Genomic DNA, 25792 nt, shown 5'->3' with positions numbered 1-25792 from the left:
GGTCTTACGCCACGAATGCAGACATGCTATCGAGGATCGCCTGGGCTTCCTGAGCTGTGTCTTTCCGCTTATTTGCATTGGTTTTCAGGACATTTGCGTCATAGATGGTCACGTCTTTCAAACGCTCTGCCAGCCGGTCTAACTCTGGATCTCCGGTGATGTTGAGAGCAGGCATGACCTCAATCAGGTCACGAATGTTTTCGACAAGACTGTTCCTGAACACACCTTGCGCTCGCTCAACGCGGTTACCTGGCTTGTAGTTGTTCAGCCGCTCCACCATACGGGTCAGGGATTCGGTGATACGCCGGTAAACATCCTTCACCGCATTCTGTGAGGCCTCTGTGACTTTAGCCTCAATCTGGGTGCGGATCTGGTCTGCCTGTGCTTCACTGATGGAGACACGGAAGTCCTCGGAGTTGGGTACATTGAGGACGGTGATCTCAATCCCAAATTTCTGGCGCAGAACATCAACAGGTGGGTAGTCTGTAGCGTTGAACATGTCCTTCAGGTTCAACTTGGCCTGCTCAACGAAATCTGGATATTCCTTCAGGAAGTCCTCAACCAGCTTGTCATAACCTGTGCGCTGGTTTGCGAACCACTGGGAGTGTGCAAGAAACGCATTGGCCGCCATAATGCGCTGACCGTCGTCCATCCATGGGAGGGTACGAGCATAGAACTCGTTGCGGATTGCACCTGCTTTCTTATGGATTGCATCAAGCGCTTCTTTGGGAAGCAACTGCTTGTTGTAGCGACCGGCATCGGATGCAGCACCGCGAGAGGTATTGACCTCTTCTGTTACCTTGCGGTCCAGTTTGCGACCGGACCAGTTGCTGATTGACAATGAAATCAGCATAGCGCGGCTGGCGAGGGTGTTGGATACGGATGGAATATCGGTAATAGCGTTCATGGCTACTCGTCCTTGTGAAAGTGTGGTTCGGGAAAGGGAGAGAATTAGGCAGCTGGTTCGCCAAATTCTGTGAAGAGGAAGCTATTGCTATTGAGCGCCTCAGCGATCTGAGCATCACTGGTCAGGTACTCAAACTCCCGCTCAAGCTTGCGATAGATCCAGCCCATGAAATGGCGCAGAGCTTCAGTGAGCTCTGTTTCAATGCCTTGAGGGGGAGTGATTGCTTCAATGGTCTCATCACTCTCAGAAACCAGCTCTGCATCTACGCAGATAGTGGAAGGATGAGAGTAACGAGACCCATTGTGGGTGAGGGTGGCAGTCAACTGGTCATCTGTGTGCACTAGAAGGTGCTGGATCCGCTTGGCGATGTTCAGTAAGTCCACATCCTCAGGACTGAATGCTGCAATGTTGGCAACGATCTGCGAACTGTTGCCTGGGCTGGAGAAATGCCCCTCAAAGCAAGCCCCGTCGCCTTGCGAACAAAACCCTTGGAAATAGATTGCGGGTGTCGTGCAAAGGCGTTGGGTGTTGATGTGCTTGCGGTTGATCGTGATACCCAAGAGCTGGGCAGCCTGATCCGCGTGTTCATAGATGGATTGATACCAGTCATCGTGCACATAGAACGCACGGTAACGCTCAAGCACACGGCTCTGGACATTCTTCGGAAGCTCGGTGAGGCAATACGCAGTAGTCTGGAGGAGTACAGGCATTGATGCATCCTTTCAGGCATAAAAAAAACGCCCCCAGATGGGAGCGCTTCAAGTGGATTGTTGAATGAGTGGGAGGGCTAGATAAAGAACTTATCGAACAGCGCAAACGAACCAAGAATTGCGGCCATAATGCCAGTAAGGCGAATGGTCATAACATTGGCGTGGTTCTCCAGCGCCAGTCGCAAGTCTTCTTTCGTGACAAGATCTTTCATGATGTAGTCCCGCGCTGCGTTGGCGTGTGCCTCTGCTTGCTTGCGTGGCACACCTTTATCTTCCAAATCTTTTGCGTAGGACAGGCTATCAAAAACTAGGGCCATTGTCAGTGTCTCACTGTGAATGGGGTTGAGCGTTGGTTACCTCTGCAAGTCTTGCTTGGATTGAGGCAAGTGACGCATTCAGCCGTGACAGTGCGTGCTCAGCTGTAGTTAGGCGCACTTTTCCACGTTGGTTCGTCTCACAGGTGAAGTTGTACCAACGCGCCTTAGGGTGAAGACGCATAATCTCTTTGATGTGCTCAAGGGTAATGCGGCTTTTCTTGAGGAGCTCGGCGAGTACCACTGGTGACAGCCCATAGAGGAGAGGGAAGACGACAAAGTGTGTGCCATTTTCGCGAACACCCCAGATCCCCCCTTGTCCTGCCTTCAGACTGCGACACTCAAGACGGTCGTGTTCTGTGAGATCAGTCTTGTAGTTCTGCAAAACTGGCTCGGCGTGTTGCTCAAGCCGCGAGTAGATTGTTGGAATGGAGTGTTCCATGCGTTCTCCGTCAGGCTGGAATGATGAAAAGGGAGTGGACAGCCACCATGATGCAGAGCGCCAGCATGGCTACTGAGAAATAGAAGTGGCGCGACATATCAGCGTGCAGTCAGGATACGTCGAGACTGGTAGCGCTTGCGTTGGAGCGCGGCGTTGGCGACAAACTCAGCAATTTCATCACGGAATTCACGGCGCTGTACTTGCGCGTAAGTCTCAAAATGCTTGTGATAACGTGGCATGTCCGTGTCCTCCATACGCCAGAGTGCAGACAGATTCCTCCCGTCTAAATCTCTGGTGTTTTGAAAATTGGCTGGTGGGTGGGATACAGGTGCAGGTATGGCACCTTGAAAGCATGCGTTGGCACGTGCTTTCAGGGAGCCACACCACCCCCATACAAGGGGGGAGTGTGGGGGACTATCAGGATGCCAGTTCCAGCTGCACCTCTCCCTGATCATTTGCAGGAGCGATTACAGACTTTGGTTCGTTCGCTTTGAGGAAGTTGGCGAGCTTCTTTGCAAGCGCATGGTCACCACTTTCCGCCTTCATTTCTTTCTCAACCAGTGCTGACAGACGGTCAGCGAAGGACTTAGACGCACTTGCACTTTGCTTTATCTCGCGCTGGAACTCAGCTGGCGATACACGCAACGCGGTTTCCATGTCGGACTTCTTGCCCTTGGAATAGGCAAACTCCTGCTTGTCAGTGTCGAATGCAACCTTGCCAAGTGCACATGCATATTCGCGAATTTGTGTGCGATAATTGGTAGGAGAGGACTCGTAGAGTTTTGTAAGGAGAGAGGCACAATTGTGCTCCTCCACGTGCAGGAGTGCACAGTATGCGAGTTGGTGCGTGCGCTGCGCAAAGCTCGCAGCTGTTTTGCCGTAGCCAGAGATAGCGCGTGAGAGAGCTTTACCGGAAAGAACTTTGAAAGACATGATTGGGTTCCTTTGGTTAGAATAAACAATACTTCCACAAATGCCGCCAAGACTGGCGGCTAGTGAAGAGGCATTGGCTTAGGTGAGTTGCTTAGAAGCGAATGTAAGGACATCGCTTGCGCGGTAAATGTTGTGCGTTTCGCTGATACGTTGCGCTATGAGAGAGCCAGAGAAGTCTTTGCACATTGCGCCATCAGTGATGCGAGCATGCACTGACAATCCAAAAGGCTTAAGCGCTAGCGTTGCACCTCTAAGTGTGATTGTCCCGTTGGATGATGCAAATTGTTTGATGCTGGTTTGAACTTCAGAAATCGAGAACATGTAACCCCCCTGTTAGAACACCGAACGCCACACGTTTTCCGCATGGCGTCTAGGAATTCCAACTCGTTCACTTAAACGAACCCATTGTTGATCCGTCGCCCTATCCAGTGCCTTAGACGAAAACCTAAGAAGCAAAGCCCCTAGGTAATCGGCTGGCACACTCATGCTTTGCGAGTGTGTTGCAGTCCTTCTGCAAAATTCCGTCGTGTTGCTTGTAAGTCAGGTCACACGCTAACCCCGTTCCCTGCAACGCTTTGTCGTGCGTTGTCGAAGGTTCCCCTATTGCGACGATTTGAAATTGTGATCCGTGTTTTGTGCAATCTGCCAAGGGGAGCGGTTAAACTCAGTTTTGGCAAACATTCCAAAAATTGGAATTTCCTATCGGCTTATTGTCAATGAGCTGGCTTCTGGGCCAATCGGCTTGTTTGTTCCGATGGCTAAATAAAAGATCATTTTGAGCTTATAGTCAACATTAAAAGCACCAATTTGATCCGTTAAAATGATAACTCATTGAGAAACAACAAAAGAAAGGCCAAAAATATTTGGATTTGGTAGGCGAATCACTTGCCGAAACGCTAAAAACGAGTCACAAGTATTCCCACGTTGAGAGATTGCGTAAGCCTCCCCAAAGACTACCCGCCCTAGTTGGCGGGTTTTTTGTTGCGTGCTCTCTGAGAGGGGCAGGGTGCCCGGTATGGACCGGCACCCGGTAGCAACTGCCCCCTCAACGTTTCCCATTGATCAACCTAGCCTCACGGAAAGCAGAGAAGGAACCCCGCGTGCATCGCGTAGCAATCCGCGTGCCAAGTGCAGGATCACCACACTGTCACCGTCGCGCCACGTGGCATTTCTGCACTCTGTGACCTATAGGCCACCTGATCCCCCTTTGTTCACCCCACCCCCATAGGTTCCTTCCAGAGGGGGGACCACCGCGGGGCAGCCGCAGCGCAGTATTTGAACGTTTTTTGGATTTTTTTTTTCGGATTTCCGATTCCGAAAACGGTATGGAATGGAAACTGGCCATGAAAGTTCAAGTTACGCTGAAAACCAAGCACTTAGTGAGCTTTAAGAAGCATTCTGAACTGCTTGCAAATGGGAAATGGAAGCAGGAAGCCCAGCGCGGGGTGATGGCTGCAACCAAAAAAGTAAAAACCAAGGTTCAGAAAGCTGCCGCCAAGCAGATGGCGCTGAAGCCTGGGAACTATCAAAGCTACGTTGTGAAGAACACGCGGGCGTTTTCGAAGCCTGCTGAGCTTGCCGGGGTGATCGTTGCCAACAACAAGGGCGGCAAGATCGAGATTTACAAGGGGCTGAAGGCTCTTTCCTCTAAGGGGCGCACAGCAAAGCGGTATAACTCGGGTCGTTCCGTTGATGATCAGGGCTTCGTTAAGTCCGGTGTCTGGAATGCTCCACGAACATTCAAGCGCTCGTTCTCCTCCAATGGCGGCTTCTTTGCATTGATCCCAGGTGGAAGCACATCCAGTGCGCTGCCTAAAGAATTTTGGACTTTTGGCAAAAAATCCAGCCAGCCAAGAGACACAAAAGGCCGGTTCAAGTCATCGCAGAGAGCTGGCTACCGTGTGCGTCGTTTGTTTGGCCCTGCATTGGGCAAAGAGATGCAGAAAGACCAAGCCTTGATAACCTTCAAGCAGGAAGCTCCCAAGGAACTCAGGGTGCAGGTTGAGAAACGCATCGCAAAACTCGTGAAATTTTAAGCAGGGTAGAGAAGTCCGGGCGCGCTAGGCTCATAACCTTGAGGTCAGTGGTTCAAATCCACTCCCTGCAATCATCCCTCTAAAACAAAGGTCAAATTATGCATCAGAAGAGCTATGTCGGCGTCGGTGAGATTATTCGCAAAGAAATGCCAAAAGACGTTGGCACTTTTGTTGAGCAACGCACATTCGGAGATCTAGCCGAAGAAGTTTCAGATGCAGAGCTGGTGCTGAGAAACTGGCTCGGCATTGCGTGTTTTAATGTAGGCACTGCTGTTGCGCTAAAGCTGATGGAGCGAGCCCGAGAGGACCTTCTGCTGGATCCGATGGAAGCGAAATCGCGTCCTTCCTCACCTCAATAATAAGGAAAAGAAAAATGGGAATTCGAGCAAAGTTTTTCGTCACAAAGATCACAAACCACCACAACCCGTCACCTGGAGAAGTTAGCGCTGAAGTCACGCTGAACGCAGTGCACAATGGTAATGACAACGAGGGTTGGAGCAAGTGGACCCCAAGTGGTGAGTTGAAGATGACCATCACCAATCCAGCCGCTCTTGAGCAGCTGGGGTTGGGGGATACGTTCTACATCGACCTCACACCAGCCGATTAACACCCCCAGAGAGAGGGACTGTGGATGGAGCAGGCATGATCCGTTTGCTGCTTTGAAACAGTCCAGAAGCTGTTGCAGGGGGCACTGTGTTTGACCTTATTGAACGTAAAGCGAGAGAAATCTGATGCATCCCTCCGTTCTTGAAGCCTATTGGGGGCTCTACTGTTTTCAGGTCAATATGCTGTGGGCATTTGGGTGCTTGCCGATGCCAGAAGGTAAGCAATGATAGAGATATTACAGCTTTATGTTTCCGGTTTCTGGACTTGGCTAGGATTGACGTGCGGCCTTGGGATCGCCTTCAAATGGTCGGTCCTGCTCGTTGTTGGTGTTATCGCAGCTCTACGTGGTTCTGACGTGAATATCAGTTAGCACTGACGCATAGTCCTCTCTGCACACGTTGAAGGTTCTGGTTCCACCAGGAGTATTTGTAGGCGTGTGCGGAGGCCCTTATTCCTCCCAAGGGGCAGGGAGGAGTCGGTGGGCAGGCATCGATAGCCGGGGAACCTTTTTCCCAGCGAAACGCGGGATGTTTGGATCCACGTTTGGAAGTGGTGACGAGCCAATCTCACGGACCTGCCGTTTTTTAAAAAGAGTTCAAATGCATGGCAACTAAGACACCTAAGGATGCGAAGGCAAAGAAGATTGCATGCGCCAAGCGCGCAGCGCCTGCAAATAGCAAGCTCCCGGAGATGGTCGGCTCGGGTGAGATGGCCAAGTTCCTGGATATCACGCCGCGCAGGCTCGGCCAGCTCGTTTCTGAAGGTGTGCTGCGCAAGGAAGGCCGAGGGAAGTTCCCTCTCACATTCAACGTGAAGGCCTTCATCGATTTCAAAGTGCAGGGCGAAGTTTCAAAGTTGGCGCCAAACAGTGCCGACAAGCTGGCGCAGCGCCGTGAGCAAGCTCTGGTTCGCAAGATGGCCCGTGAAGATCGTGAGTTGATCACAATTGATGAGGCCATGGAAGCTCTGGAAGATGTGACTGGTGAGTTCTTGACCTCCATGTCCACACTTCCAGCGCAGATCACAAGGGATCTGGATGAACGGCGCCGCATTGAAAAAATCTGTGATGGTGAGCGAAGCAGACTGGTTGGAAGTTTCCTCAAAACTACCAAAGCTTTACAGCAGGGTAGCGGAGCTTCTGAAGCCAAGTCCGAGGATGACGCCGGATGAGTGGGGTAGGCACAATCGTGTGTATCCAAAACACAGTGGCCACCCCGGACCACGCAAGCCAGAGCTGACACCCTACAACATCCCCTTTGTTCGCTGGGTACAGGCCAGAACGCATAAGCGTGTTGTGCTTGTGATGCATGCGCAAGGCGGAAAAACGGATAGCTATTTTGATATTATTGGCGAGAGGCTAGACACCTCTCCAGTTCCAATGATCCTTGTTGGTCCCACCAAGCAGTTTATTAAAGAACAGCTTGAACCTCGGGTTGAGGATTTCCTTACGGACACCGCAGCTCTTGCCGACAAAGTTAGTGCAACTAAACGCCAGACCAAGACGAAGAAGGTATGCGCAGGCGTTCCGCTTCGGCTGGCACATGGGGGGTCCTCAACTGCGCTGAAGTCAGACCCCTTCGGACTTGCACTCAGTGATGAAGTTGATGAACTCATCGCCAACGTCAAAGGGCAGGGTAATCCTCTCCGACTCATTGATAAGCGCGGTGAGACCTACGCAGATTTTGTTCATGCTGCATCCTCGACGCCATCAATCGGTGTTTCGGAGATAGAGCGTGATGAGGAAACTGGGCTTGAATTCTGGGCTGAACAGGAACCTGACCAGATTGAATCTACTATCTGGAGGATGTGGCAATCCGGAACACGGCATCACTGGGCATGGCCTTGCCCACATTGTGGTGAGTATTTCATCCCGCGATTTCGAAATCTAAAGTGGGACAAGCCAGTAGATCATACAGGGCGGGAACTGGCTTCAGATCCGATTATTGCACGCAATACGGCAAGACTGCAGTGCGCTGTATGTGGTCTGGATATTGATCATTCTCATAAAGAGAAGATGAATGCTCGCGGCGTCCCGGTTGCCCCGGGCCAAAGTATTCAGCCGGATGGAACGGTTTTAGGCGCAGAGCCTGAAAGCTGGACCAAAAGCCTTTGGGTCAGTGGACTAGCATCACCTTTTGTTACCTGGGGTGATAGAGCTGCAGAATATGTGGAAGCGGTAAAGACCGGTGATCCTGATGAAATTCAGGTCTGCATCAACGCTTCCTTTGGTGAGCTGTATGCTCCTGGTGGCGGAGAGGTTCCCAGCTGGTCCAAGGTGAAGGAACTCGCCTCACCAAGCTATGTGATCGGGCAGGCCCCCAGCGGCGTGAAGAAGATCACGACATGCATCGATGTGCAGAAAAACTGCCTGTATTACACCATTCGTGGATGGGGTGAACGCGCAACTTCGTGGCTCCTTGAATACGGACAGCTGTATGGCGAGACCAAAGAGCACTTTGTCTGGGAAGACCTGGAAGAGCTTTTGCAGAAAGACTTTGACGGTATCCCGATCCGTCTCGCTCTCATCGATGCGGGATTTAGGCCAGGTAAGAAAGACGAAGTCCCAATTCACCGCGTCTATGAGTTTTGTCAGCGGAACAAACGAATTGCCCGGGCAACAAAAGGCTCTTCTTCGCAGATGCTTCGCCCCATCGCGGCTACGAAGGTAGACGTGAATGTGAACGGTACACTTCTCAAGAACGAGATCGAGCACTACCGGCTTGATACGGACTACTTCAAACGCTGGGTGCATGAACGGCTCAACTGGGAAAGTGACCAGCTGGGTGCATGGCATCTCCCTGAAGATGTTTCGGAGGACTACTGCAAGCAGATGGTGTCCGAGGCTCGTTTGAAGAAGGCGAGTGGTCAGGTCAAATGGGTCCAGCGCCAAAAAGACAACCACTATTTTGATTGTGAAGCGATGCAGGCTGCAGCAGGTAAGTTGGAGAACGTTCTCCAATTGCGTGCAAACTCTCCGGTCCGGCGCGTTTCCAAGACCACAAGACGTCAGCAGAAGAAAAAGAGCAACTGGTTTGGTGAGCGAGGGAGCATCTGGTGAGTGACGATATATCCGGCCTGACGACCAGCGAAAAGAAAGAGCTTTTGAATAAGCTTGAAAAGGCGCGGTTTTCTGGAGCTGCGCGAGTGAAATTCCGTGACTACGACGTGGAATACAAGTCTGACAGCGAAATGGTTCAGGCAATCCGTGACCTAAAGCAGTCCATCGATGCAGCCGACGGAAAGCGCTCTAGATCCGTTATTCGTACCAACTTCTCGAATGGACTGTAATGGCCAACGTTCTTGATAAAACGATAAGCTTCTTTTCTCCGTCCTCTGGTTTGAAAAGAGCGCGAGCGCGGGCGGTGCTTGATGTAGTCACCAGAGGTTATGACGGTGCTAGTAGCGGTCCTCGTGTCAGTAACTGGCGGCCCAGCTCTAACTCACCTGATACGGACATTCAGGCGAATGCTGCGACATTGCGCGCTCGATCTCGTGATCTTATCAACAACAACAAGTATGTTGAGAGTGCGGTCAGCACCCACGTCGATAACTTTGTGGGCACGGGTATTATCCCTCGTGCTGCCAGTAATAACCCCGATCTCAACCAACGCATCAATGACGCGTGGGATTTGTGGGTTGAAAAGTCTGCCCCTGACGGGCAATTAGACTTTTATGGCCAACAAGGCCAGCTGTGCGCGGGCCTTGTTGGTTCCGGAGAAATGTTTGGTCGCCGTCGCACCCGCCGCTTTCTGGATGAACGTTTGGTGCCCATGCAGGTACAGGTCTTTGAATCTGAGTTCATTGATGAGAGCAAGCGTGAAGCCAGTTCCAAGAACCGGCAGATCGTGAGTGGTATTGAATTTGACAAGATTGGTGCGCGCACCGGCTATTGGATGTACTCCAGTCACCCCAATGATGCCAACGGATTTGGCGGCGGGCAGGCAACGTCAAAACTAATTAAGTCCGCAGATGTGTTCCACCTGTATGAGCCCAAGCGAACTCAGGTGAGAGGACTCCCGTGGACCACACCAATTATCATCGACGCAAAAGAATACAGGGATTACGAGGGAGCTGAACTGGTTCGTAAGCTAACTGAAGCTTGCCTGGTTGGGTCTTTGGATATTGGGGAAGAGCAGATATCAGAAACCGACGCTACTGTTGGGGTTGGTGTTTTTGATACAGATGGCAACAGGATAGAGCAGATCGAACCAGGATTGATCTATCTTACTAGAGGAAAAGGTCAACTCAATTTCAACGCGCCTGCTGTTGGCGGCAATACCGAGCAGTTTACTCGATTATCATTAAGGGGTATTTCAGCGGGCATGCGGGCACCTTACGAGCTGGTTGCCAAAGACTTTGGGCAGGTCAACTATTCCTCAGGACGCTCCGCTCTGGTTGCCTATCGTGCGTTTGTGCGCCGCTGCCAGAAACACCTGATGATCCATCAGGTTTGCCGTCCGGTTTGGCGCTGGTTTCTTGAAATGGCACACCTTGTGGGCATTGCCCCTGAAGAACCCATCCCGGTGATGTGGACGCTGCCGATTTTTGAGCACATCAATCCGATTGATGATGTTCGCGCAGACTTAATCGCGATCAGATCGGGCATGAAGACCCTGCAACAAGTGATAACAGAACGCGGTGGCAACCCACGTAAGGTGCTGGAGGAGATCCAAGAGGCCAATGTTTTACTCGACGACATGGGCATCATTTTGGACTCCGACCCGCGCTATTTGACCAGCCAAGGTCAGCTTCACCAGCAAATGCAAGCTTTCCTCGCAGGTGATCCATCTGGCGAGGGCAATGATAGCGACGAAAGCTAGGAAACCTCATGCCAAAGCGACTGCAAGAGAATATCCGGATCCCTAAAGGGAACGCCCCGGGAGAAGTGCGTTCAGCAACCTTCAACGAAGGTGAGCGCACGGTTGAAGTCATCTTCGCGACCGACACGCCTTACATGCGCAACTCCTGGCAGCATGGCCCTTACAATGAAGTACTGGTCATGTCTTCTGAAGCCATGCGAATGGAGCGTTTTGAAAAAGGCATGTCACTGCTCGACTCGCACTCGCAGTGGAGCATGAAAGATCGCCTTGGTACGATTGTTCCTGGAAGCGTGCGACTGGCTGACGGCAAGGGATACTGCCTTGTCAAACTCAACTCTTCAGAGACATCAGAACAGATCATTCAGGATTTGCGTGACGGCCATCCATTCCAAGTGAGTGTTGGGTATCGGGTCTACAAATTTGAGAAAATCGAAAAAGACGATGAGCCAGCTCCGGAATGGCGGGCAATTGATTGGGAGCCTTCAGAGATCTCTGTTGTTCCTGTGCCAGCTGATGCCGGTGCGCACTCACGCTCAGTCAAGCCTAATGATGAAACCGAATTCGACTGCGTCCTAGTACGCTCCGAAGCTGCCGTGGAAGATACGGCATTAATTCAAGAGGATGAAGACATGCCAAAGCGCAATGCGGACCCGGCACCTGATGCAAACAAACCTTCCGCAACCGGTGGCGAGCGCAATGCTCAACCCCCTGTCGTTGTTAACGACGCCTCTTCAACACCTCCTGTGGATGTTGATGCGGAACGGGGAGCAGCTGCTGATGAAGCCCGTGAGCAGGAGCGAGAGCGCGCCCGATCAATTCATGTTCTGGGGCAACAGCACAACATGGCGGATGCCAAGGTACGCAAAGCAATCGACGATGGTACGTCTGTTGCTGATTTCAAGGATGCAATTCTGGATGCAAAGGCACAGGATGAGGAGCGAAGCGAGACCTTCCCTCACTCCAACTCCGCTGAACCTAGGGGCCGCCAGGACGAAGTAGACACGCGACGCGAAGCAATGACAAATGCGGTATTGCATCGTTGTTCTCCCGGCCACTATAAGCTCACTGACCCTGCTCGCGATTATCGTGGCCTGACCTTGAAGGAAATGGCTCGCGAATGTCTGGAGCTTGCTGGCGAAAGAACTCGCGGTTTGAGCGCCATGGAACTGGCGGAACGCGCATTCCAAGGTACCAGTGATTTCCCGATCATTCTGGAAGGTGTTGTAAACCGTCAGGTGATGCAGGCCTATCAGGGAGAAACTCAAACATTCCGCGGTTGGGCCAAGCAGGCAACGGCAACGGATTTCCGTGACATGCACCGCATCAGTGTTGGCGAAGTTGGCGAGCTGCGCAAGGTCAATGAGAATGGTGAATACGAGAGCACTACTATCGGTGAAGGTAAAGAAAGCTACCGCATCGGCACTTATGGCCGCATCATCGGCATTACCCGCCAAGCCATTGTCAATGATGACCTGAACGTCTTTAATGACCTGCCACGCAAGTTTGGTAATCAGGTTTCAATTCTGGAATCCGACGTTGTTTACAACTGCTTGGTCGACAACAAGAAAATGTCGGACGGCAAGGCTCTGTTCCATGCTGACCACAAGAACCTGCTCACTGGCGCAGCATCGGCGCTCTCGCTGAATGCAATCGCTGCCGGACGGATCAGGATGTCTCAGCAGCTGGACGTTTCTGGCAAGGTAAAGTTGCGCTTACGTCCTCGCTTTATCCTACTGCCGACAGAACTGGAGTTGCCTGCAGCTCATCTATTTGCGCCGATCTCGCCAACGAAGACCACAGACACTGTTCCTGAGTATCTGACAGGCTACGAACGCATCGTTGAAGATCGTCTATCAGATATCAGCGGGAAAGCATGGCATATGGTTGCTGATCCCAATCAGGCACCTGCAGTTGAGTTTGCCTATCTGGAAGGTGAGAACGGCCCATCTACTGAAACTCAGATGGGCTTTAAAGTTGATGGGATGCAGCTCAAGATTCGTCTGGACTTTGGTGCAGCACCTGTTGATCGGAAAGCAATCCAGCGCAACGCTGGTGAATAACCCTTACTTAAACCAGCACATGAACGACCGGCTCTAGCCGGTTTTTTTATGTCCAAACTCTGAGGAAGAGTGATGGCTCAGAACTATATCAAATCCGGTGAACGCGTGACGGTGGTTGCTGGAACCGGTGGCGCCCAATCGGGCAAATTCTACGCGGTCGGCGCAATGTCTGGAATTTCTCAAACCAGCGCTGAAGAAGGCGATGAGTACGAACTGGACACCACCGGAGGTGTCTACGAGTACGGCAAAACAGGTGCTCAAGTCTGGGAGCAGGGCGTAAAGCTCTACTACGACGAAGATACTGACACCATGACCACGACCGCGACCGACAACACTTATGCGGGCGTTGCAGAACAGCCTGCTTCAGTTGATGCCACAATCGGGCGGATCATGCTGCTGCGCAGCTTCTAAGTGCTGACCTTATCAATTGGGTGCGCTGATCATAGCGCACCCACATTGCGGAGCCCACGATGAAAAACTACAAGACCACTGGCAGAACGATAATTGAGGGCAAACCCTTTGCTGTAGACACTGCTCTGCGCCTAACTGAAGAAGGTGCGAAGGGCTACGTGAAAGCAGGGCTATTGATTGAAGTGGATGAAGATGGTGAGCCGCTTGAACAGGACGCCCAAAAAGCACCTGCGAAACGAGGCACTCCCCGCAAGACCACTTCCAAGGGATAAGAGGGATGTTTCAGGACTTGGTGCATATGGCTTCTGACACCATTGATGATGTCATGGGAGATTATGAGTTCAAAATCACTCCTATGTCTGATGAAACCACTAACAGTCGCGCCAAGCCTGACCCCAACAGAGCGGTCGTTGTGGGGCGCTGCCCCTTTATTTACGCAGCAAAAGAATTTGGCATGCAATTGGGCGTACGTAAGACCTACAGGGAAGCTAACGATTTCAGAGCGATCTCAATCGGTAGCGCTCCCTTTGCCTCGGTTGCAGCTCACTACTTTGAGAACTTGGAAACTCATCCAGAGCAGGGTGATATTTTCGAAATCACCTCCAAACCTGAATTCCCAAAATTCAAGATTTTAGATGTTCAACCAGACGGTATGGAGCGCATTGAAATGCGGCTTCGCGTGTTGGAGGTCACACGATGATCCTCAATCGGATAGTCTTGCGGTGGGCGGTGGTATCAGCACTATCTAACTATATGGATGAGCCACTCCCAACCATAGCGGGCAGGCTTATCTTTGATAGTAAAATTGAGCCAGTCCATACGCAGAAGAAAGATACCGTGTATCCAATGTGCGTAGTCTACACAGACTATGATTTCAATGGACCTCCTGCTCTTGGGTACGAGAGAGATAAGCGGACGATCACCATCACCTTCGAGGTGTTCATAGGTGCTTTTGATGTTGATGAGGACGAAACCTTTAACCTGAACCTCCCCAACACAGACGCTGAGCTTGAGTACTCGCTTGATATGTTCGAGGCGCAGATTTTCCGAGCACTGCATGGCGATAATCTTGCTTGTGATGCCTATAGATCTCTGATCAATAGCTATGACAATGTTATCAGTCGCCGTGGGGCAACTGTTGAAGGAGGATCCAAGGTTGCTGCTCGCCAGATCACGGTTGAAGTGCTGTGTGATCGTGACCCAATTGTGGGCCAGCCAAGCGAAGAAGTTACCGCTTTTCTGGAAGAACTTCGCAGTAAGGGCGAGTACGGCGAGTACGTTGAGGACCTTCTTGAAGCCTACGCTTTTGACAAAGAACTCTCTCTGTCAACGCAACATGCTGTGCACCTGAACTACCCCAATAAGGTGCGAGAAGCCCTCGGCATTCCTAAGCCTGATGCCCCGGTATCTATTACCCCTGAAATTGTGTTCCACGCTTCAAACGGCAGCTCGTGACATGCCCAACTTTATCGATGAGCTCCTGCTTCGGTTGGAGCGCCTTGAGAATCTGACACGCCACCTCTTGCGTGCGCAGAACAATTTCATGCGCGAAGCAAAGGTTACAGCCTCTTATGAGGATGGCACCGTTGAAGTCAAAATGCAGGGGCTTGATAGTGACCGCCTCCCTCAGTTGACCCGCGCAGGCGCCATTACTGAGTGGGCTCCTCTTTCAAAAGGAGAAAGGGTTCTGGTTCTTAATCCCACAGGAGAACCGGGGCGAGGCCTTGTTTTGCCTGGTGGATACACTGATGAGTTTCTGCAACCGCATGACCAACTCGGACAGTGGTTTAAAGGAGTAGGCGATACAAGCATGAAAATGTCCGATGAAGAAATGATCATCTCGGCATCGACAATCAGGCTTGTCGGGGACGTGAAAGTTAATGGCGAAAGTCTCACGCATAACGATAAGAACGTTGGTCATGATCATCAGCATCAGGGCATTGAACCGGGCAACCAAAACACCGGCCCGCCAGCATAATTTAGGAGAAAAACATGAAAAAATATCGTTGCCTTAAGCCATTCTGGTTTGATGGTACTTTGCGTAAGAAAGATGAAGTTATCACCAGTACACCTTTCGCCACTGATGCTGATCGCAGAGCTGGCAATTTGGTAGAAGAAAAAGAACCTGCTGCAAAGAAAAACAGTTCGGTGCGCCAGAGTGTGTCTAAAGATAAAACAGACGTGGACAAATAATGTCGAGCTTCGGTTTTAGCACTTCCCAGCCGGAATTGAATTCTGGCTGGGAAAATACAACAGACTGTATATTGACCACGCTTAAAGCCGAGTTGGGTTCATATGCTCAACGTCGAGACTGGGGTTGTGACATCTCTAAGCTTATCGATAAACCTCAACATCAAGATTTGATTGTCGACTTTTACTTTTCTATCGCACTTGCATTACAGCCACGTTTGGTTCGTGGCACTTGGTATGGAGAGCCACGATTTCATCTAGAGAATATTTCGATAGATGCTTCAGTTCCTGCGAAGTTAACTACGATATTATCAGGTATCTATTTTCCCTTGGGCCACTTGGGTTCTTTTGAACGAGCTGAACGGAAAGACGTCGCATATTCGAAGCCAGACTTGCTTGCGTAAGAGCCTAAGACATGGAACCTGTCATGAGCGATAATACTCTTCTTCCTCCAGAGCTGATAACCGACACTTCCTTTGAGACAATCGCGGATCGATTGATACAAAATGTTATGACTGATTTCAGCGCTCATGACGTCTCTTACACAACGTTGAATATTCAGGCCGACCCGCTAAGGCGAGTACTTGAGACTTTTGCAACGGAACTCATCAATACCCGGCACCATATAAATGACGAATGGGTTTCTCATTTTGTGATGTATTCACAAGGCGTCCCATTGGATAAGTTAGCTGACTTTTACGGTGTTGCTCGCATGACGGGCGAAGAAGATACTCGCTTTCGTGAACGGCTCCTTCTTCATATTGCCGGACGCTCTGGTGGCGGGCCAGAGGAGCGCTACAAAGCGCTTGCGATGGATGCGCATATTGATGTGATGGATGTTGCAATCTGGGATGATGGTATTGATCCAACGCTAAACGTCGGAGTTCTGTCAACAGTACCTGGAGGCATTGCGGGGCCTGAGCTTTTGGTGGCGGTGTATTCCCACCTGATTTTACCAGATAATAGAGTGACCTCTGACCGCTTCAATGTCGTATCTGCTGTGACTAAGATTGTTGACGTTGCACTCATTGTGCAGCTTGAGGAGTACGCCAGAGACACTGCGCCTATCGAGTTGGAAGAGAAACTGAGAGCTGCATGGGAGGTTGAAGATCGTCTTGGGCTAGACCTTACACGGGCCTGGTTGGTCAGCACTGCGATGCGTGACGGGATTAACAATGTGATTGTTGAGGCACCTTTTGCTGATGTGATTGCAGATCCAAATGAGGCAATTGCGCTCGGGTCAATCAGCATAACATCAATGGGCCGTGGGCGATGAGTTCTGGATTGACGCCGCAGTCGGCAGAGCTATGGGTCCGCTTAGTTGGCAAAAACTTACAAAGTGAAGTTGAACAATTACGACCACATATTGAAAACATGGGCATGAAGTGGGCAAACCCACAACCGCGTATCATGCCGCACCTGATAGAAGAAACCGGCTTGGGGATGCTAAGCCCATACGTTGACAACGTTTATGAGCTATATGATGACGGGTTGGAATGGCTGCGTATTCGCGGGTTTGAGGCGGCTGTTTACAAAGGTCTTGGGTTTATCGGGTACGGCGGAACGCTTGAAGTTGCTCCAAGCAGGCGGCGCAAGTGGCACTGGGACCAACTGGCTCTTGATAGGCTGCCAATAACTGAGGCTGATCTGCCTCGTGTTGCCGGGGTTGCCCGGTTGTCTGTTTCCCGAAGGACTAAAGTTGCTCGCGTTTTCCGTGGTTACGATATCAGAGCGCTGGAACTCTCTTATTCAAAACTCGGGTCTACAATTTTATCTGCGCATTCCGGCGTTCGGGTTGGCGAAGATCAAACCAAGTGGAGCTTTGGGCAGTATCACGAAATCGCGTTGGCACTTGATAAAGCAACTCAGCAGGCTCTTGGTATCCACATTGATGGCGGAGACGGGTTGAGCTGGGATGACCTAACCGTGCCATGGGAAGGCGTTGATGTTCCCTGGGAAGATTTAGGCGCAGGGACGGCACAACGATTTATGGCGGGCGAGTTTGTCCGCCTTGGTGGGTATCTGGGCTTTTACCGGGAAGACGGGTCACTGATTGGTGCTCGGCGGTTTAAAATCACACAGCAGGTTTCATCGGAAACCACAACATATCAAATTAATGGTGAAAAGGTCGGGCCTGACCCTGCTGGACAACGGGTTTTCATTGAGGCCTTGACCGGGTTTGGAAACGGAGCTGGTGAGGAGCTCCACTCAATAGCGCTTTTGATGGGAGCAAAGCCAGTCGTGGGTTTGCCTCAGGCGCAAAGCTGGCTGCTCCCTGACCAGATCGTCACGCCGATTGCTCCTGTGCTTCACCAGCCGTTGGCCTTTGAGTTTCAACATACACGCCGCGAGCGCATCAAGCTTTTGCTCAGCTTTTCATAAAATAAGGATTGCCCCATGGCTTTTGAACATCCGCTTGTACCGGGTGCCTATGACCGCTCGTCCGCTCGTCCCAATGACTCCTCGCTGATTTTCCGGGAAGGGCAGTTTTTGCAAGGTGCTGAGCTCAATGAAATGCAGGCTATTGCAGCAAGGCAGGCAGCTCGGGCTGGCTCTTTATCCTCCCGTGATGGGGATCGGGTTTCTGGGGCTGGTCTGCAAGTGAATGTGGGCGCAGGGACCCTGCAGCTGCAGGAAGGTGAAATTTATATTGATGGTGACGTGCGCCCTGTAGTGGCTGCACTTTTTGAGGGTGTAGAGTTTTCCGGCACGCTGGATGTAGGTGTTCGGTTGATGTCAAAAAACACTGGCCCTGAAGACGATCCAACGCTGGTAGGGCTGGCACCGGGAACTGAAGCTGAAGGTGAGGGTGGGGCTTGCCGCGAAGAAAAGAGCCTTGTCTGGGCGCTGCCTGATGATGGCGGCGAGGGGATATTCTACCCTGTCCACCGCGTCATTGGTGGCGTGTTGTTGGATACCTCATCACCAACTGAGCTTTCTACCACGATGCAGGCGATCAGCCTTTATGATGTGCAGGCTAGAGGCCACTATATTGTTGAGGGCTGCCAGGTAACCGCGCTAGGGATAGACGGCATAGCACAGGCGTTTTCAATTGCGGGCGGCATTGCCAACATTAACGGCTTTAAGCGCCAACGCGAAGGGGCGCTGCGTCTTTTGGCGGAAGAAGGATGGGCGACTGCCCAGATTGATGCTGAATTTCACAGTGTTGAGGGCAGCTCTGACTTTTGGGTCGATATCCGGCAAGGTCCAATTGACAGTGTTGTACAGACCTTGATTGAGCGTGAGCACACCGAGGCAGTCACCAAAGGCGTGGCTGGTGGTCGCGATGCCCTTGCATTTGACAGTGTGCGGGAAATTCTTTCTGTCAAGGTAGGATCTACAAGCTATCAAGAAGGGCAGAGCTGGCAACTGACAGCCGATCAGATTGACTGGTCTTTGAGTGGCGATGAACCCTCTTCCGGTTCGAGTATGACTGTTTCCTATCGTTATTTTGAAGCTGTTCAGCCGCTTGATACTGAGCTTTATCGGTTGCGCCTGCCTGCCGGTCAGGACGGCGGTGATGTGCAGATCACCTACAAAAAACGTTTACCTCGGATTGATCTGGTTTGCCTTGATCAAAATGGGGTGCCCCAGTACGTGCACGGATTACCGCATGTCCGCCCTGTGGTCCCAGCTGCACCGCAACATCTGCTAAAGCTTGCGGAAGTGCATAATTCATTTGATGGCGTTCCGGCTGTCATCAACAACGGCACACATAACTTTACGTTCGATGCAATTGCAGCAATGTATTATCGCTTGGTGCAGGCGCTCGATTTGGTCGCGCTCAATCGATTGCAACTGGATATTCATGACAAGGAACCTGTTGCAAAAAAGGGCATGTTTGTTGACTCATTCGTCGATGACCGCTGGCGTGACGCAGGCATCTCTCAAAATGCAGCGACCCGTGAAGGGTTACTGCGAGCGCCCCTTACGGTGACCGTCCATGAGCTTGCTCACGGTGCTATTGAAATGCTGCCATATGAGGTGGAACAGGTGGTTGAGCAGACCACACAGACGACCTGCAAGTTGATCAACCGCTTTGCCAACCACACCCCGTTTCCTGCAAAAATGACGGTAATACCAGCTGTTGATTACTGGACTGATATTGATGAGACATGGCTGTCAGCTGTATCTCATCGGGTTTATGGAGATGAACCTGGCACTGTGGTTGAAAACAGTGTGGTTGGTGAAGCGGAAGAACCTGCTGAGTTTATCCGCGCAAAATCTCTCGTGATTGATCTTGAGGGGTTTGGCGATGGTGAAAAGCTGGAGAAGGTATTTTTTGATGAAGTAGATATGACCCCTTCGGATGATCTGATCGGGGATAATGAGGGGAAGATCTCATTCAATCTTGATATTCCCAGCAACACCTTTGCAGCCGGGACCAAGCTGATCGAGGCTTATGGTGAGGGTGGCTCTCGCGCTTATGGACAGCACGTTGGACAGGGCATGATCACTACACGGACCATGCAACAGATTACAACCACAGTGCTGCAGCTGCCACCGCCTGAAGTGATTATCCGGGAAGTGATTACAGAGGTGCCGGTGCCTGTACCTGTGCCAGAACCGGACCCAACCCCAGCACCGCCGCCGACACCAAGCAACAATAATGATCGCGATGGCAGCGATGGCGATGTTGACCCTCGCGGGCAAACATTTAGCTGGCCGTTTCATTCGCGGCACTGCGCCAGCGCAACCTTGTGGTTCTGCCATCTTGGCGATCCCGATGTGCCGGTACTTGTTGAAATCCGTGAGCTGGACGAGTCCGGCTACCCAACACATGTAAGCGTTGCCCGCACACTGATTGACATGAACACAGTGACAATCGGCGCACCGCATGAATGCTTTTTTGAAAGTTTGCCCTACTTGAGCAATACCCGGCAATGGGCATTGATCGCACAAACACCGGACCCTGAGCATTCAATATCGGCGGCGGAACTGGGTGGGTACGATGAGATCAATAAGCGGAAATTAACTGCACAACCGTACACAAATGGCGTTGAACTTGAGAGCTCGAACAATTCAACCTGGGTCCCGATCCATAGTTCTGACTTAACTTTCAAGGTGGGGGCGGCGCTTTTCACGCTGGATACAGCACGCGTTGAGCTGGGTAGTGTTTCGTTGGATCGCTGCTCGGACTTACAAGTGGCTGCCACCTGTGACCTGCCAGATACAGGCTGTTCAGTATTGTTTGAGATCACCCGTGCGAACAGCGAGAAAATTCTTTTGCAACCCTTTGAAAACTATCAATTTGATAATTGGATCACAGAGGATATTTCAGTTGCAGCGATTTTGAAAGGCACGGCCTACGCCAGTCCGCGCCTGTTCCCAGGCATACAGGTACGTGAAGGCTCGATGGCTGAAGCTGCCAATTACGTAAGCCGTGCATTTGATACGGATGGCGCTCTGCGGTTTCCTGTACGATTGAAACAGTATGTGCCTAGTGGGTCTGCTGTTTCCGTACGCCTGAGGCAGGCAGATGGAAGCTTTGTTGATGTTCCCAAGAAATCAGCGGAAATTTTGCAAATTGGTGGCTGGGAAGACGTGACTTATGAGCTTGATCGGGCCGTGGGTTCCACGAGTGCGATTGAGATTGAGCTGACTGGAGCACCTGCAGTGCGTCCCATGTTGGCTGAGCTGCGTGCGACTGCAATTTAAGGAGGCTACCGATGGCAACCACACCCAATCTCGGCCTGCCGTTGCTTGACAGCAGTGCGCAGGTATCCCTCGATCATGGTAAAGTCAATCAACTTATTTCTCACCTGGACACTGTCCTCGCGCAAGTCCTGATTGATATAACTGGCAAATCATCAGAGGGCCACGGGCACGAGGTGTCCGGCATCAACGGGTTAATCGAAAGCCTGTCTGGCCTGGCACCAGTAACCCATGATCACGCTCTTGATGACTTAAGTGATGTAAGCGTCCAAGGGGCTGCTGTTGGTGCCGTGTTGATGCGCATCAATAACGGGTGGGGACTGGGGCAAAATCTTGTCACTACCACAGCTCTAACTGCAGTGCTGGCAGGTAAGGCAGACAATAGCCACACGCACGATTTGAGCACAATTACTGGTCTATCGGACGCGCTTGCTGGCAAGGCAAAACTTGATGCTGTAAACGCGTTCAGCGGAACCCAAAGCGCTCCTTCATTTCAGTCAACGTCTGAAAACGATCTAAATCTACCACCTAAAAATTACCCGTTTGGCCTGTCTCACCAACAAGTGAGTGCTAGTGGTGGTGGACCTGTAAATCATGGCACGTGCCTAACTGTAAGAGAAAGCGATATACGTTGTTTACAAGTGTTTGTAGGAAAAGAGACTGGCGCATTATACACTCGTGCATCCATTGACGCCGAAACGTGGGGCTCAAATTGGGTCATGTATGTAAACGAGGGCAACCTCGCTGAAATGGCAGAGGCGGCAGGATTGGCCTCACTGGATCAGGAAAATACATTTAGCGATTTCCAGAGCTTTGAAAAGCCCCTATTTATTCCCAACAATGCAATTATTACTAGTTGCTCTGGGGGCATCGACACGTATGAAACCAGTGAAAATGTAGATCACTTCTGGCATGACGATGTTACTAATACTTGGCACTGCGTGTCTGATAAGGAATACAAAGCCAAGGGAAACTCTATTATTCAAATAGGCAAGGTGCTTGTTGGAGATCATGAAGGTGTCCATGAAGGCAACTTGGCGGCAATGGCCGAAGCAGCAGGAATCGGGCAGGTTGATGGCTGGTTACAGGGCATGGAGTGGAAGGATGTGACCGCATCTCGCAGCCCTAATACTGTCTATCAAAATACAAGTGATGGTTTAATTTTCATATCTTACAATGCGACCTATGTAGCCATGTCTGTTTCAAGCGACAATTCACAACACCTATCAATCTATGCTGGTTCCGCACCTATCCCAATTCCGCCCGGTAGTTATTATCAGGTATTGGGCAACTTCACGAAATGGATGGAGTGCAGTAGCTAATGGTTATGGATAAAGGCTTTTACCACTCAGAGCGCGGCTATTGGCAGGTTAATGATTACCATGCACCTGTTGTGCCTGAGGACTATCAGTTACCAGATAGCGTTGATGAGGACGGAAACACGGTACCGGGAGGTTGGGTAACGCCTGATCGGCCTCACCATTTTACTGATGATTACCCAGAGGGGACGGTAGAGGTTCCTCTTAAACCTAATGCAAATTGTGAGTGGGACGCTGGGGCTGAAACATGGGTTGATGTGCCGGTGACTTTTGAGCGCTTGCAAGTCGCTTATCAGGCTGAGGCACTTATTGAGATTGGCGCTCAAATCAACGGCACGCAATTTAAAACCAACGAGCAATCCCTCCAAAGGCTCCGCGAACTCATGGACGTATTCGACATGGGCTTGGTAGAAGCAGAGGGTCGCACATACTCAACAGAGGCAGGCGATACGCTCACGTTTACCACCCGCGAGCAGGTCGAAGCGGTCTACAGCGCTGCAATCCTGTACCGATCATTTGTTTTGGAGCGTTCTGCACAAATCCAGCAACTTGACCCGATCCCTGACCCTTCCCAGGACGAGCTGTGGGACCAGTCACAAACCCTTCCTGATATTCTGAATTCAGAGGCTGTAGCCTCCTAAACCAACATCACTTACCCCAGTCTAACCCACCCGCACAGCAGATCGCTGGAGCGGGTTTTTTAATGCCCGGAGTTTGATGCCGGGTACACAATCCATGAGGAAATCATGTCTGATATTCAACTTCACGGCATCGAAACGGTCGAGAATAACAACGGCCCGCGTCCTGTTCAAACTATTGATACAGGCGTGATTGGCATCATTGGAACTGCACCAGACGCGGACGATACGTTATGGAGCAAGGACAAAGCTAAGTTGATCCTTGGTGATGGTGACGATATGCAGGGCCTTGGTGATAACGGAACACTCCCGCAATTTCTTAAAGGTATTCATGATCACAGTAGTCGCAAAGTTTCTCAGACTGTTGTGGCTATCCGTGTTGAAGAAGAAGACAACATTGCTGATACCATGAGTAATGTTCTTGGCAATTCTGCTGCTCGTACAGGTATGCATGCACTTCGCCTTGCCTATCCATTGCTGGGAGCAAAGCCGAAACTCCTCATCGCACCTAGCTTTACGTCATTAAAACCGACTGATGGATTGGCATCGATTGAACTTACAGATGCTGGCAGTGGTTATACCAGTGCGCCTAACCTCCAACTTACCGGTGGTGGTGGTCAAGGGGCAGAGGCCCTTGCAATCATTGACAGTAGTACTGGTAAACTCACCGAAATTATCGTGAGCAACCCTGGGTGGGGTTACACGACCGCTCCTTCCGTTACTTTTACAGGTGGTGAAGGAACAGGTGCAGCTGCGACTGCAACGGTTGGGACAGTGAATAACCCGGTTGCCGCTGGCCTTCATTCACTTTGCCGAACTTTACGAGCTGGTGTGATTGTTGATGGGCCAAACGGTCTTCTTGAAGACGCTCTCGATTACCGATTGGGGTATGATAGCGACCGGCCATTCATGATGATTGATCCCTTCGTTAAGGTAGAGCGTGATGGTGAGATTATTTCTGAACCTACTTCCGCTCGTGCTGCAGGGTTGCAGGCTCGTGTTGATTATGAAAAAGGGTTCTGGCACTCGCCATCAAACCGGGTCCTGGAAGGGGTTTTGGGCACCAGCCGTCCAATTGAACATTCCATGTATGACGTTTCTGCTGAGTCTCAACATTTAAACCGCAACAATATCACAACGGTCGTTCGTGAAGAGACCGGTGGGTTTAAGCTATTTGGTGGTCGAAACCTAAGTGCGGATCCACTCAACAAGTTTTGGTCTGTTCGTCGTGGTCACGATATCATCATTGAGAGCATCGAGATCGCTCATGCACCTTTCATTGATAAGCCATTTAACCTGCAAACGCTTACGGATATTGCCGAGACAGTCAACGGTGCATTACGCCGATGGGCGGGGCTAGGTGCTACGCTGGGTGGCGAGGTTTGGTTTGATCCACAGTTGAACACACCGCTGACGTGGCAATCCGGAAAACTCTACGTTTCCTACGACGCAGAAACACCTGCGCCAATTGAAACCATTGTCTTCGAGTTCAACCGTAACAACGGATACTACGCTAAACTGGCCGAAAGCGTGACCCGAGAAATTGGTCGCATGAACTCTGCAGCTCTCTGATATTCACGGCGTTTTTGACGCCTTTTTTCCCTTATATAAAAATTAGGAGACAGCCTGATGCGTGACGTTATGCTGGGATTTACCATGTTCGTTGCAGGAAAAGATCATGGTATCGACACGGAAGTAGTAAAGCTCATGATGCCCAAATCAGTCACCCAAGAGTATCGTGGCGGTGGTATGGATCTAGGGATAAATCAGCCTATGGCTGCCCTTGAACCGATCGAGATTGGTATCAAATTTTCTGGTTTGAATACAGACATAGCAGCCATGATTGGGCAGCAACCAGGCATGAAAATTCGTACAACCTTCCGGCTGGCCGTGAAGGACAAGGCGAATGGCAACGTCATTCCTCATGTTGCTGTGGTTGAAGGCGAGTTTAACGGAGACTCCACAGACGATCTTCAACGCGGTGAAAAGGCTGGATTTGATGCACTCATTCAAGGTGTGAGCTATTATAAGCGCATGGCTGGAACTCAGATCATCCACCATTTGCAGGCGTATCCGCCAAAGCGCATTATTAATGGTGTGGATCACCTTGAGCAAGTCAACAACGCTTTGGGCTACTAGTCCAAGGCACTGCCTCTTGCAAACTGAAATCCTTTACCCTCCAAGGAGCGTTGCATGACTACTCATGATACCCCCAACGTTGGTTCTATGTCAGAGCTTGATAAACTCACTGAATCGGAACTTGAAAAGACAATGCAGATGGAGCCCTCGATGGGGTCTGCTGAGTTTTTTCCAAAGAACAAAGAAACACAGGAGGAACCTCGCGCCATAAAGGAGACAGCTGTACAGCGGGCACCTGAGCGCAGAGTGTTGCGAAGAGGGGCACCTGCGCCTGTTACAGTGAGCTTGACATTTCCGATTGAGATTTATGAGGGCGATGTTCTTGTGAAAGAAATCACTCACGTAACTTTGAACAGGCCCTTTGGCCGGACCATTGTTCAGGCACAGGCCAATGATACCAACGTCCTTGCCGTCGTATGCGGTTTGACGAATGAAGAGTTTGACGGTCTGGACGGGGAAGACTTTTATACTCTGACGGAGAAGGCAGTGCCTTTTTTGCCGAAGCGCTTGATAATGCAGGCGCAAGAGCAAATTCGGGACAACGACAGTTAGAGGTCCCTCATTTCTCCTTTTGGGAAGAGATCACAGATCTGTGGTTTGATCACGCTGCAG

At 51.0% G+C, this 25792-nt stretch carries 31 protein-coding genes and 1 tRNA gene; 25 read left to right on the top strand and 7 right to left on the bottom strand.

The annotated features are described in order from the left end of the window. Positions 1 to 4 precede the first annotated feature (4 nt). The 7 genes from BMZ51_RS18410 to BMZ51_RS18385 form a co-directional block, all read right to left on the bottom strand. Complete coding sequence (locus tag BMZ51_RS18410; protein ID WP_068007456.1) at positions 5 to 907, bottom strand: hypothetical protein; 903 nt, start codon at positions 905 to 907, stop codon at positions 5 to 7. A 44-nt stretch (positions 908 to 951) separates the two neighbouring features. Further along, positions 952 to 1617, bottom strand: coding sequence for a hypothetical protein (locus tag BMZ51_RS18405; RefSeq protein WP_068007459.1), 666 nt, complete (start codon positions 1615 to 1617; stop codon positions 952 to 954). 77 nt (positions 1618 to 1694) lie between these two features. Then, positions 1695 to 1934, bottom strand: coding sequence for a CCDC90 family protein (locus tag BMZ51_RS18400; protein WP_068007462.1), 240 nt, complete (start codon positions 1932 to 1934; stop codon positions 1695 to 1697). Positions 1935 to 1944: 10 nt separating this feature from the next. Further along, positions 1945 to 2373 (bottom strand): hypothetical protein, encoded by a 429-nt coding sequence (locus tag BMZ51_RS18395; RefSeq protein ID WP_068007466.1) that lies wholly within the window; start codon positions 2371 to 2373, stop codon positions 1945 to 1947. 98 nt (positions 2374 to 2471) lie between these two features. Continuing rightward, positions 2472 to 2612: a hypothetical protein gene (locus tag BMZ51_RS24130; RefSeq protein ID WP_161941224.1), complete on the bottom strand. Its 141-nt coding sequence runs from the start codon at positions 2610 to 2612 to the stop codon at positions 2472 to 2474. A gap of 178 nt (positions 2613 to 2790) precedes the next feature. After that, the gene (locus BMZ51_RS18390; protein WP_068007468.1) at positions 2791 to 3306 is read right to left on the bottom strand and encodes a hypothetical protein; all 516 of its coding nucleotides are present in this window, start codon (positions 3304 to 3306) and stop codon (positions 2791 to 2793) included. A gap of 78 nt (positions 3307 to 3384) precedes the next feature. Beyond that, the gene (locus tag BMZ51_RS18385) at positions 3385 to 3627 is read right to left on the bottom strand and encodes a hypothetical protein (RefSeq protein ID WP_068007470.1); all 243 of its coding nucleotides are present in this window, start codon (positions 3625 to 3627) and stop codon (positions 3385 to 3387) included. A gap of 1022 nt (positions 3628 to 4649) precedes the next feature. Here BMZ51_RS18385 and BMZ51_RS18380 point away from each other — a divergent pair. The 25 genes from BMZ51_RS18380 (at position 4650) to BMZ51_RS18265 (ending at position 25732) form a co-directional block, all read left to right on the top strand. After that, positions 4650 to 5342: a hypothetical protein gene (locus BMZ51_RS18380; RefSeq protein WP_139201425.1), complete on the top strand. Its 693-nt coding sequence runs from the start codon at positions 4650 to 4652 to the stop codon at positions 5340 to 5342. After that, positions 5342 to 5413 (top strand) — tRNA-Met (locus BMZ51_RS18375). Before BMZ51_RS18380 ends, BMZ51_RS18375 begins: the two co-directional genes overlap by 1 nt. Positions 5414 to 5440: 27 nt before the next feature. Beyond that, positions 5441 to 5701, top strand: coding sequence for a hypothetical protein (locus tag BMZ51_RS18370; RefSeq protein ID WP_068007475.1), 261 nt, complete (start codon positions 5441 to 5443; stop codon positions 5699 to 5701). A gap of 14 nt (positions 5702 to 5715) precedes the next feature. Then, positions 5716 to 5949, top strand: a complete 234-nt coding sequence (locus BMZ51_RS18365; RefSeq protein WP_068007477.1) for a hypothetical protein — start codon at positions 5716 to 5718, stop codon at positions 5947 to 5949. A gap of 222 nt (positions 5950 to 6171) precedes the next feature. After that, positions 6172 to 6318, top strand: a complete 147-nt coding sequence (locus tag BMZ51_RS24125; protein ID WP_161941225.1) for a hypothetical protein — start codon at positions 6172 to 6174, stop codon at positions 6316 to 6318. Positions 6319 to 6551: 233 nt separating this feature from the next. Further along, the gene (locus BMZ51_RS24535) at positions 6552 to 7118 is read left to right on the top strand and encodes a hypothetical protein (RefSeq protein ID WP_068007479.1); all 567 of its coding nucleotides are present in this window, start codon (positions 6552 to 6554) and stop codon (positions 7116 to 7118) included. Further along, on the top strand, positions 7015 to 9006 hold the full coding sequence (locus tag BMZ51_RS18355; RefSeq protein WP_068007482.1) for a terminase gpA endonuclease subunit: 1992 nt from the start codon (positions 7015 to 7017) through the stop codon (positions 9004 to 9006). The genes BMZ51_RS24535 and BMZ51_RS18355 overlap by 104 nt, the downstream gene beginning before the upstream one ends. Then, the gene (locus BMZ51_RS18350; protein WP_068007485.1) at positions 9003 to 9236 is read left to right on the top strand and encodes a phage head-tail joining protein; all 234 of its coding nucleotides are present in this window, start codon (positions 9003 to 9005) and stop codon (positions 9234 to 9236) included. Before BMZ51_RS18355 ends, BMZ51_RS18350 begins: the two co-directional genes overlap by 4 nt. Further along, positions 9236 to 10768, top strand: coding sequence for a phage portal protein (locus BMZ51_RS18345; RefSeq protein WP_068007488.1), 1533 nt, complete (start codon positions 9236 to 9238; stop codon positions 10766 to 10768). The genes BMZ51_RS18350 and BMZ51_RS18345 overlap by 1 nt, the downstream gene beginning before the upstream one ends. A gap of 8 nt (positions 10769 to 10776) precedes the next feature. Next, positions 10777 to 12828, top strand: coding sequence for a prohead protease/major capsid protein fusion protein (locus tag BMZ51_RS18340; protein ID WP_068007493.1), 2052 nt, complete (start codon positions 10777 to 10779; stop codon positions 12826 to 12828). Positions 12829 to 12900: 72 nt separating this feature from the next. Then, positions 12901 to 13239: a DUF2190 family protein gene (locus BMZ51_RS18335; protein ID WP_068007496.1), complete on the top strand. Its 339-nt coding sequence runs from the start codon at positions 12901 to 12903 to the stop codon at positions 13237 to 13239. Between the two features lie 59 nt (positions 13240 to 13298). Next, positions 13299 to 13511 (top strand): hypothetical protein, encoded by a 213-nt coding sequence (locus tag BMZ51_RS18330; protein ID WP_068007499.1) that lies wholly within the window; start codon positions 13299 to 13301, stop codon positions 13509 to 13511. 5 nt (positions 13512 to 13516) lie between these two features. Next, positions 13517 to 13939, top strand: a complete 423-nt coding sequence (locus tag BMZ51_RS18325) for a hypothetical protein (protein ID WP_068007502.1) — start codon at positions 13517 to 13519, stop codon at positions 13937 to 13939. Further along, entirely contained in the window at positions 13936 to 14694 is a 759-nt protein-coding gene (locus BMZ51_RS18320) for a hypothetical protein (RefSeq protein WP_074882229.1), read from the top strand. The genes BMZ51_RS18325 and BMZ51_RS18320 overlap by 4 nt, the downstream gene beginning before the upstream one ends. Before the next feature lies 1 nt (position 14695). Continuing rightward, positions 14696 to 15217 carry a phage baseplate assembly protein V gene (locus BMZ51_RS18315; protein ID WP_068007508.1) on the top strand — a complete coding sequence of 174 codons (522 nt, stop codon included), beginning with the start codon at positions 14696 to 14698 and terminating at the stop codon, positions 15215 to 15217. 14 nt (positions 15218 to 15231) lie between these two features. Continuing rightward, positions 15232 to 15432, top strand: coding sequence for a hypothetical protein (locus BMZ51_RS18310; RefSeq protein WP_068007511.1), 201 nt, complete (start codon positions 15232 to 15234; stop codon positions 15430 to 15432). Beyond that, complete coding sequence (locus BMZ51_RS18305) at positions 15432 to 15833, top strand: GPW/gp25 family protein (RefSeq protein WP_068007515.1); 402 nt, start codon at positions 15432 to 15434, stop codon at positions 15831 to 15833. The genes BMZ51_RS18310 and BMZ51_RS18305 overlap by 1 nt, the downstream gene beginning before the upstream one ends. A gap of 23 nt (positions 15834 to 15856) precedes the next feature. After that, entirely contained in the window at positions 15857 to 16705 is an 849-nt protein-coding gene (locus BMZ51_RS18300) for a baseplate J/gp47 family protein (protein ID WP_074882240.1), read from the top strand. Beyond that, positions 16702 to 17811: a hypothetical protein gene (locus tag BMZ51_RS18295; protein ID WP_068007520.1), complete on the top strand. Its 1110-nt coding sequence runs from the start codon at positions 16702 to 16704 to the stop codon at positions 17809 to 17811. Before BMZ51_RS18300 ends, BMZ51_RS18295 begins: the two co-directional genes overlap by 4 nt. 15 nt (positions 17812 to 17826) lie before the next feature. Then, positions 17827 to 21087, top strand: coding sequence for a DUF4815 domain-containing protein (locus BMZ51_RS18290; RefSeq protein WP_068007523.1), 3261 nt, complete (start codon positions 17827 to 17829; stop codon positions 21085 to 21087). 11 nt (positions 21088 to 21098) lie between these two features. Next, positions 21099 to 22406 carry a hypothetical protein gene (locus tag BMZ51_RS18285; protein ID WP_068007524.1) on the top strand — a complete coding sequence of 436 codons (1308 nt, stop codon included), beginning with the start codon at positions 21099 to 21101 and terminating at the stop codon, positions 22404 to 22406. Next, a complete protein-coding gene (locus BMZ51_RS18280; RefSeq protein WP_068007527.1) occupies positions 22406 to 23044 on the top strand; it encodes a hypothetical protein in 639 nt (212 codons plus the stop codon). The genes BMZ51_RS18285 and BMZ51_RS18280 overlap by 1 nt, the downstream gene beginning before the upstream one ends. A gap of 105 nt (positions 23045 to 23149) precedes the next feature. Continuing rightward, the gene (locus BMZ51_RS18275; protein WP_068007530.1) at positions 23150 to 24613 is read left to right on the top strand and encodes a phage tail sheath subtilisin-like domain-containing protein; all 1464 of its coding nucleotides are present in this window, start codon (positions 23150 to 23152) and stop codon (positions 24611 to 24613) included. A 57-nt stretch (positions 24614 to 24670) separates the two neighbouring features. Continuing rightward, entirely contained in the window at positions 24671 to 25180 is a 510-nt protein-coding gene (locus BMZ51_RS18270; RefSeq protein WP_068007533.1) for a phage major tail tube protein, read from the top strand. A 54-nt stretch (positions 25181 to 25234) separates the two neighbouring features. Next, positions 25235 to 25732, top strand: a complete 498-nt coding sequence (locus tag BMZ51_RS18265; protein ID WP_068007535.1) for a phage tail assembly protein — start codon at positions 25235 to 25237, stop codon at positions 25730 to 25732. Positions 25733 to 25792 lie beyond the last annotated feature (60 nt).

Source organism: Pseudovibrio axinellae (assembly GCF_900110875.1).
GTDB lineage: Bacteria > Pseudomonadota > Alphaproteobacteria > Rhizobiales > Stappiaceae > Pseudovibrio > Pseudovibrio axinellae.
This window is presented reverse-complemented; position numbering and strand designations above follow the sequence as displayed.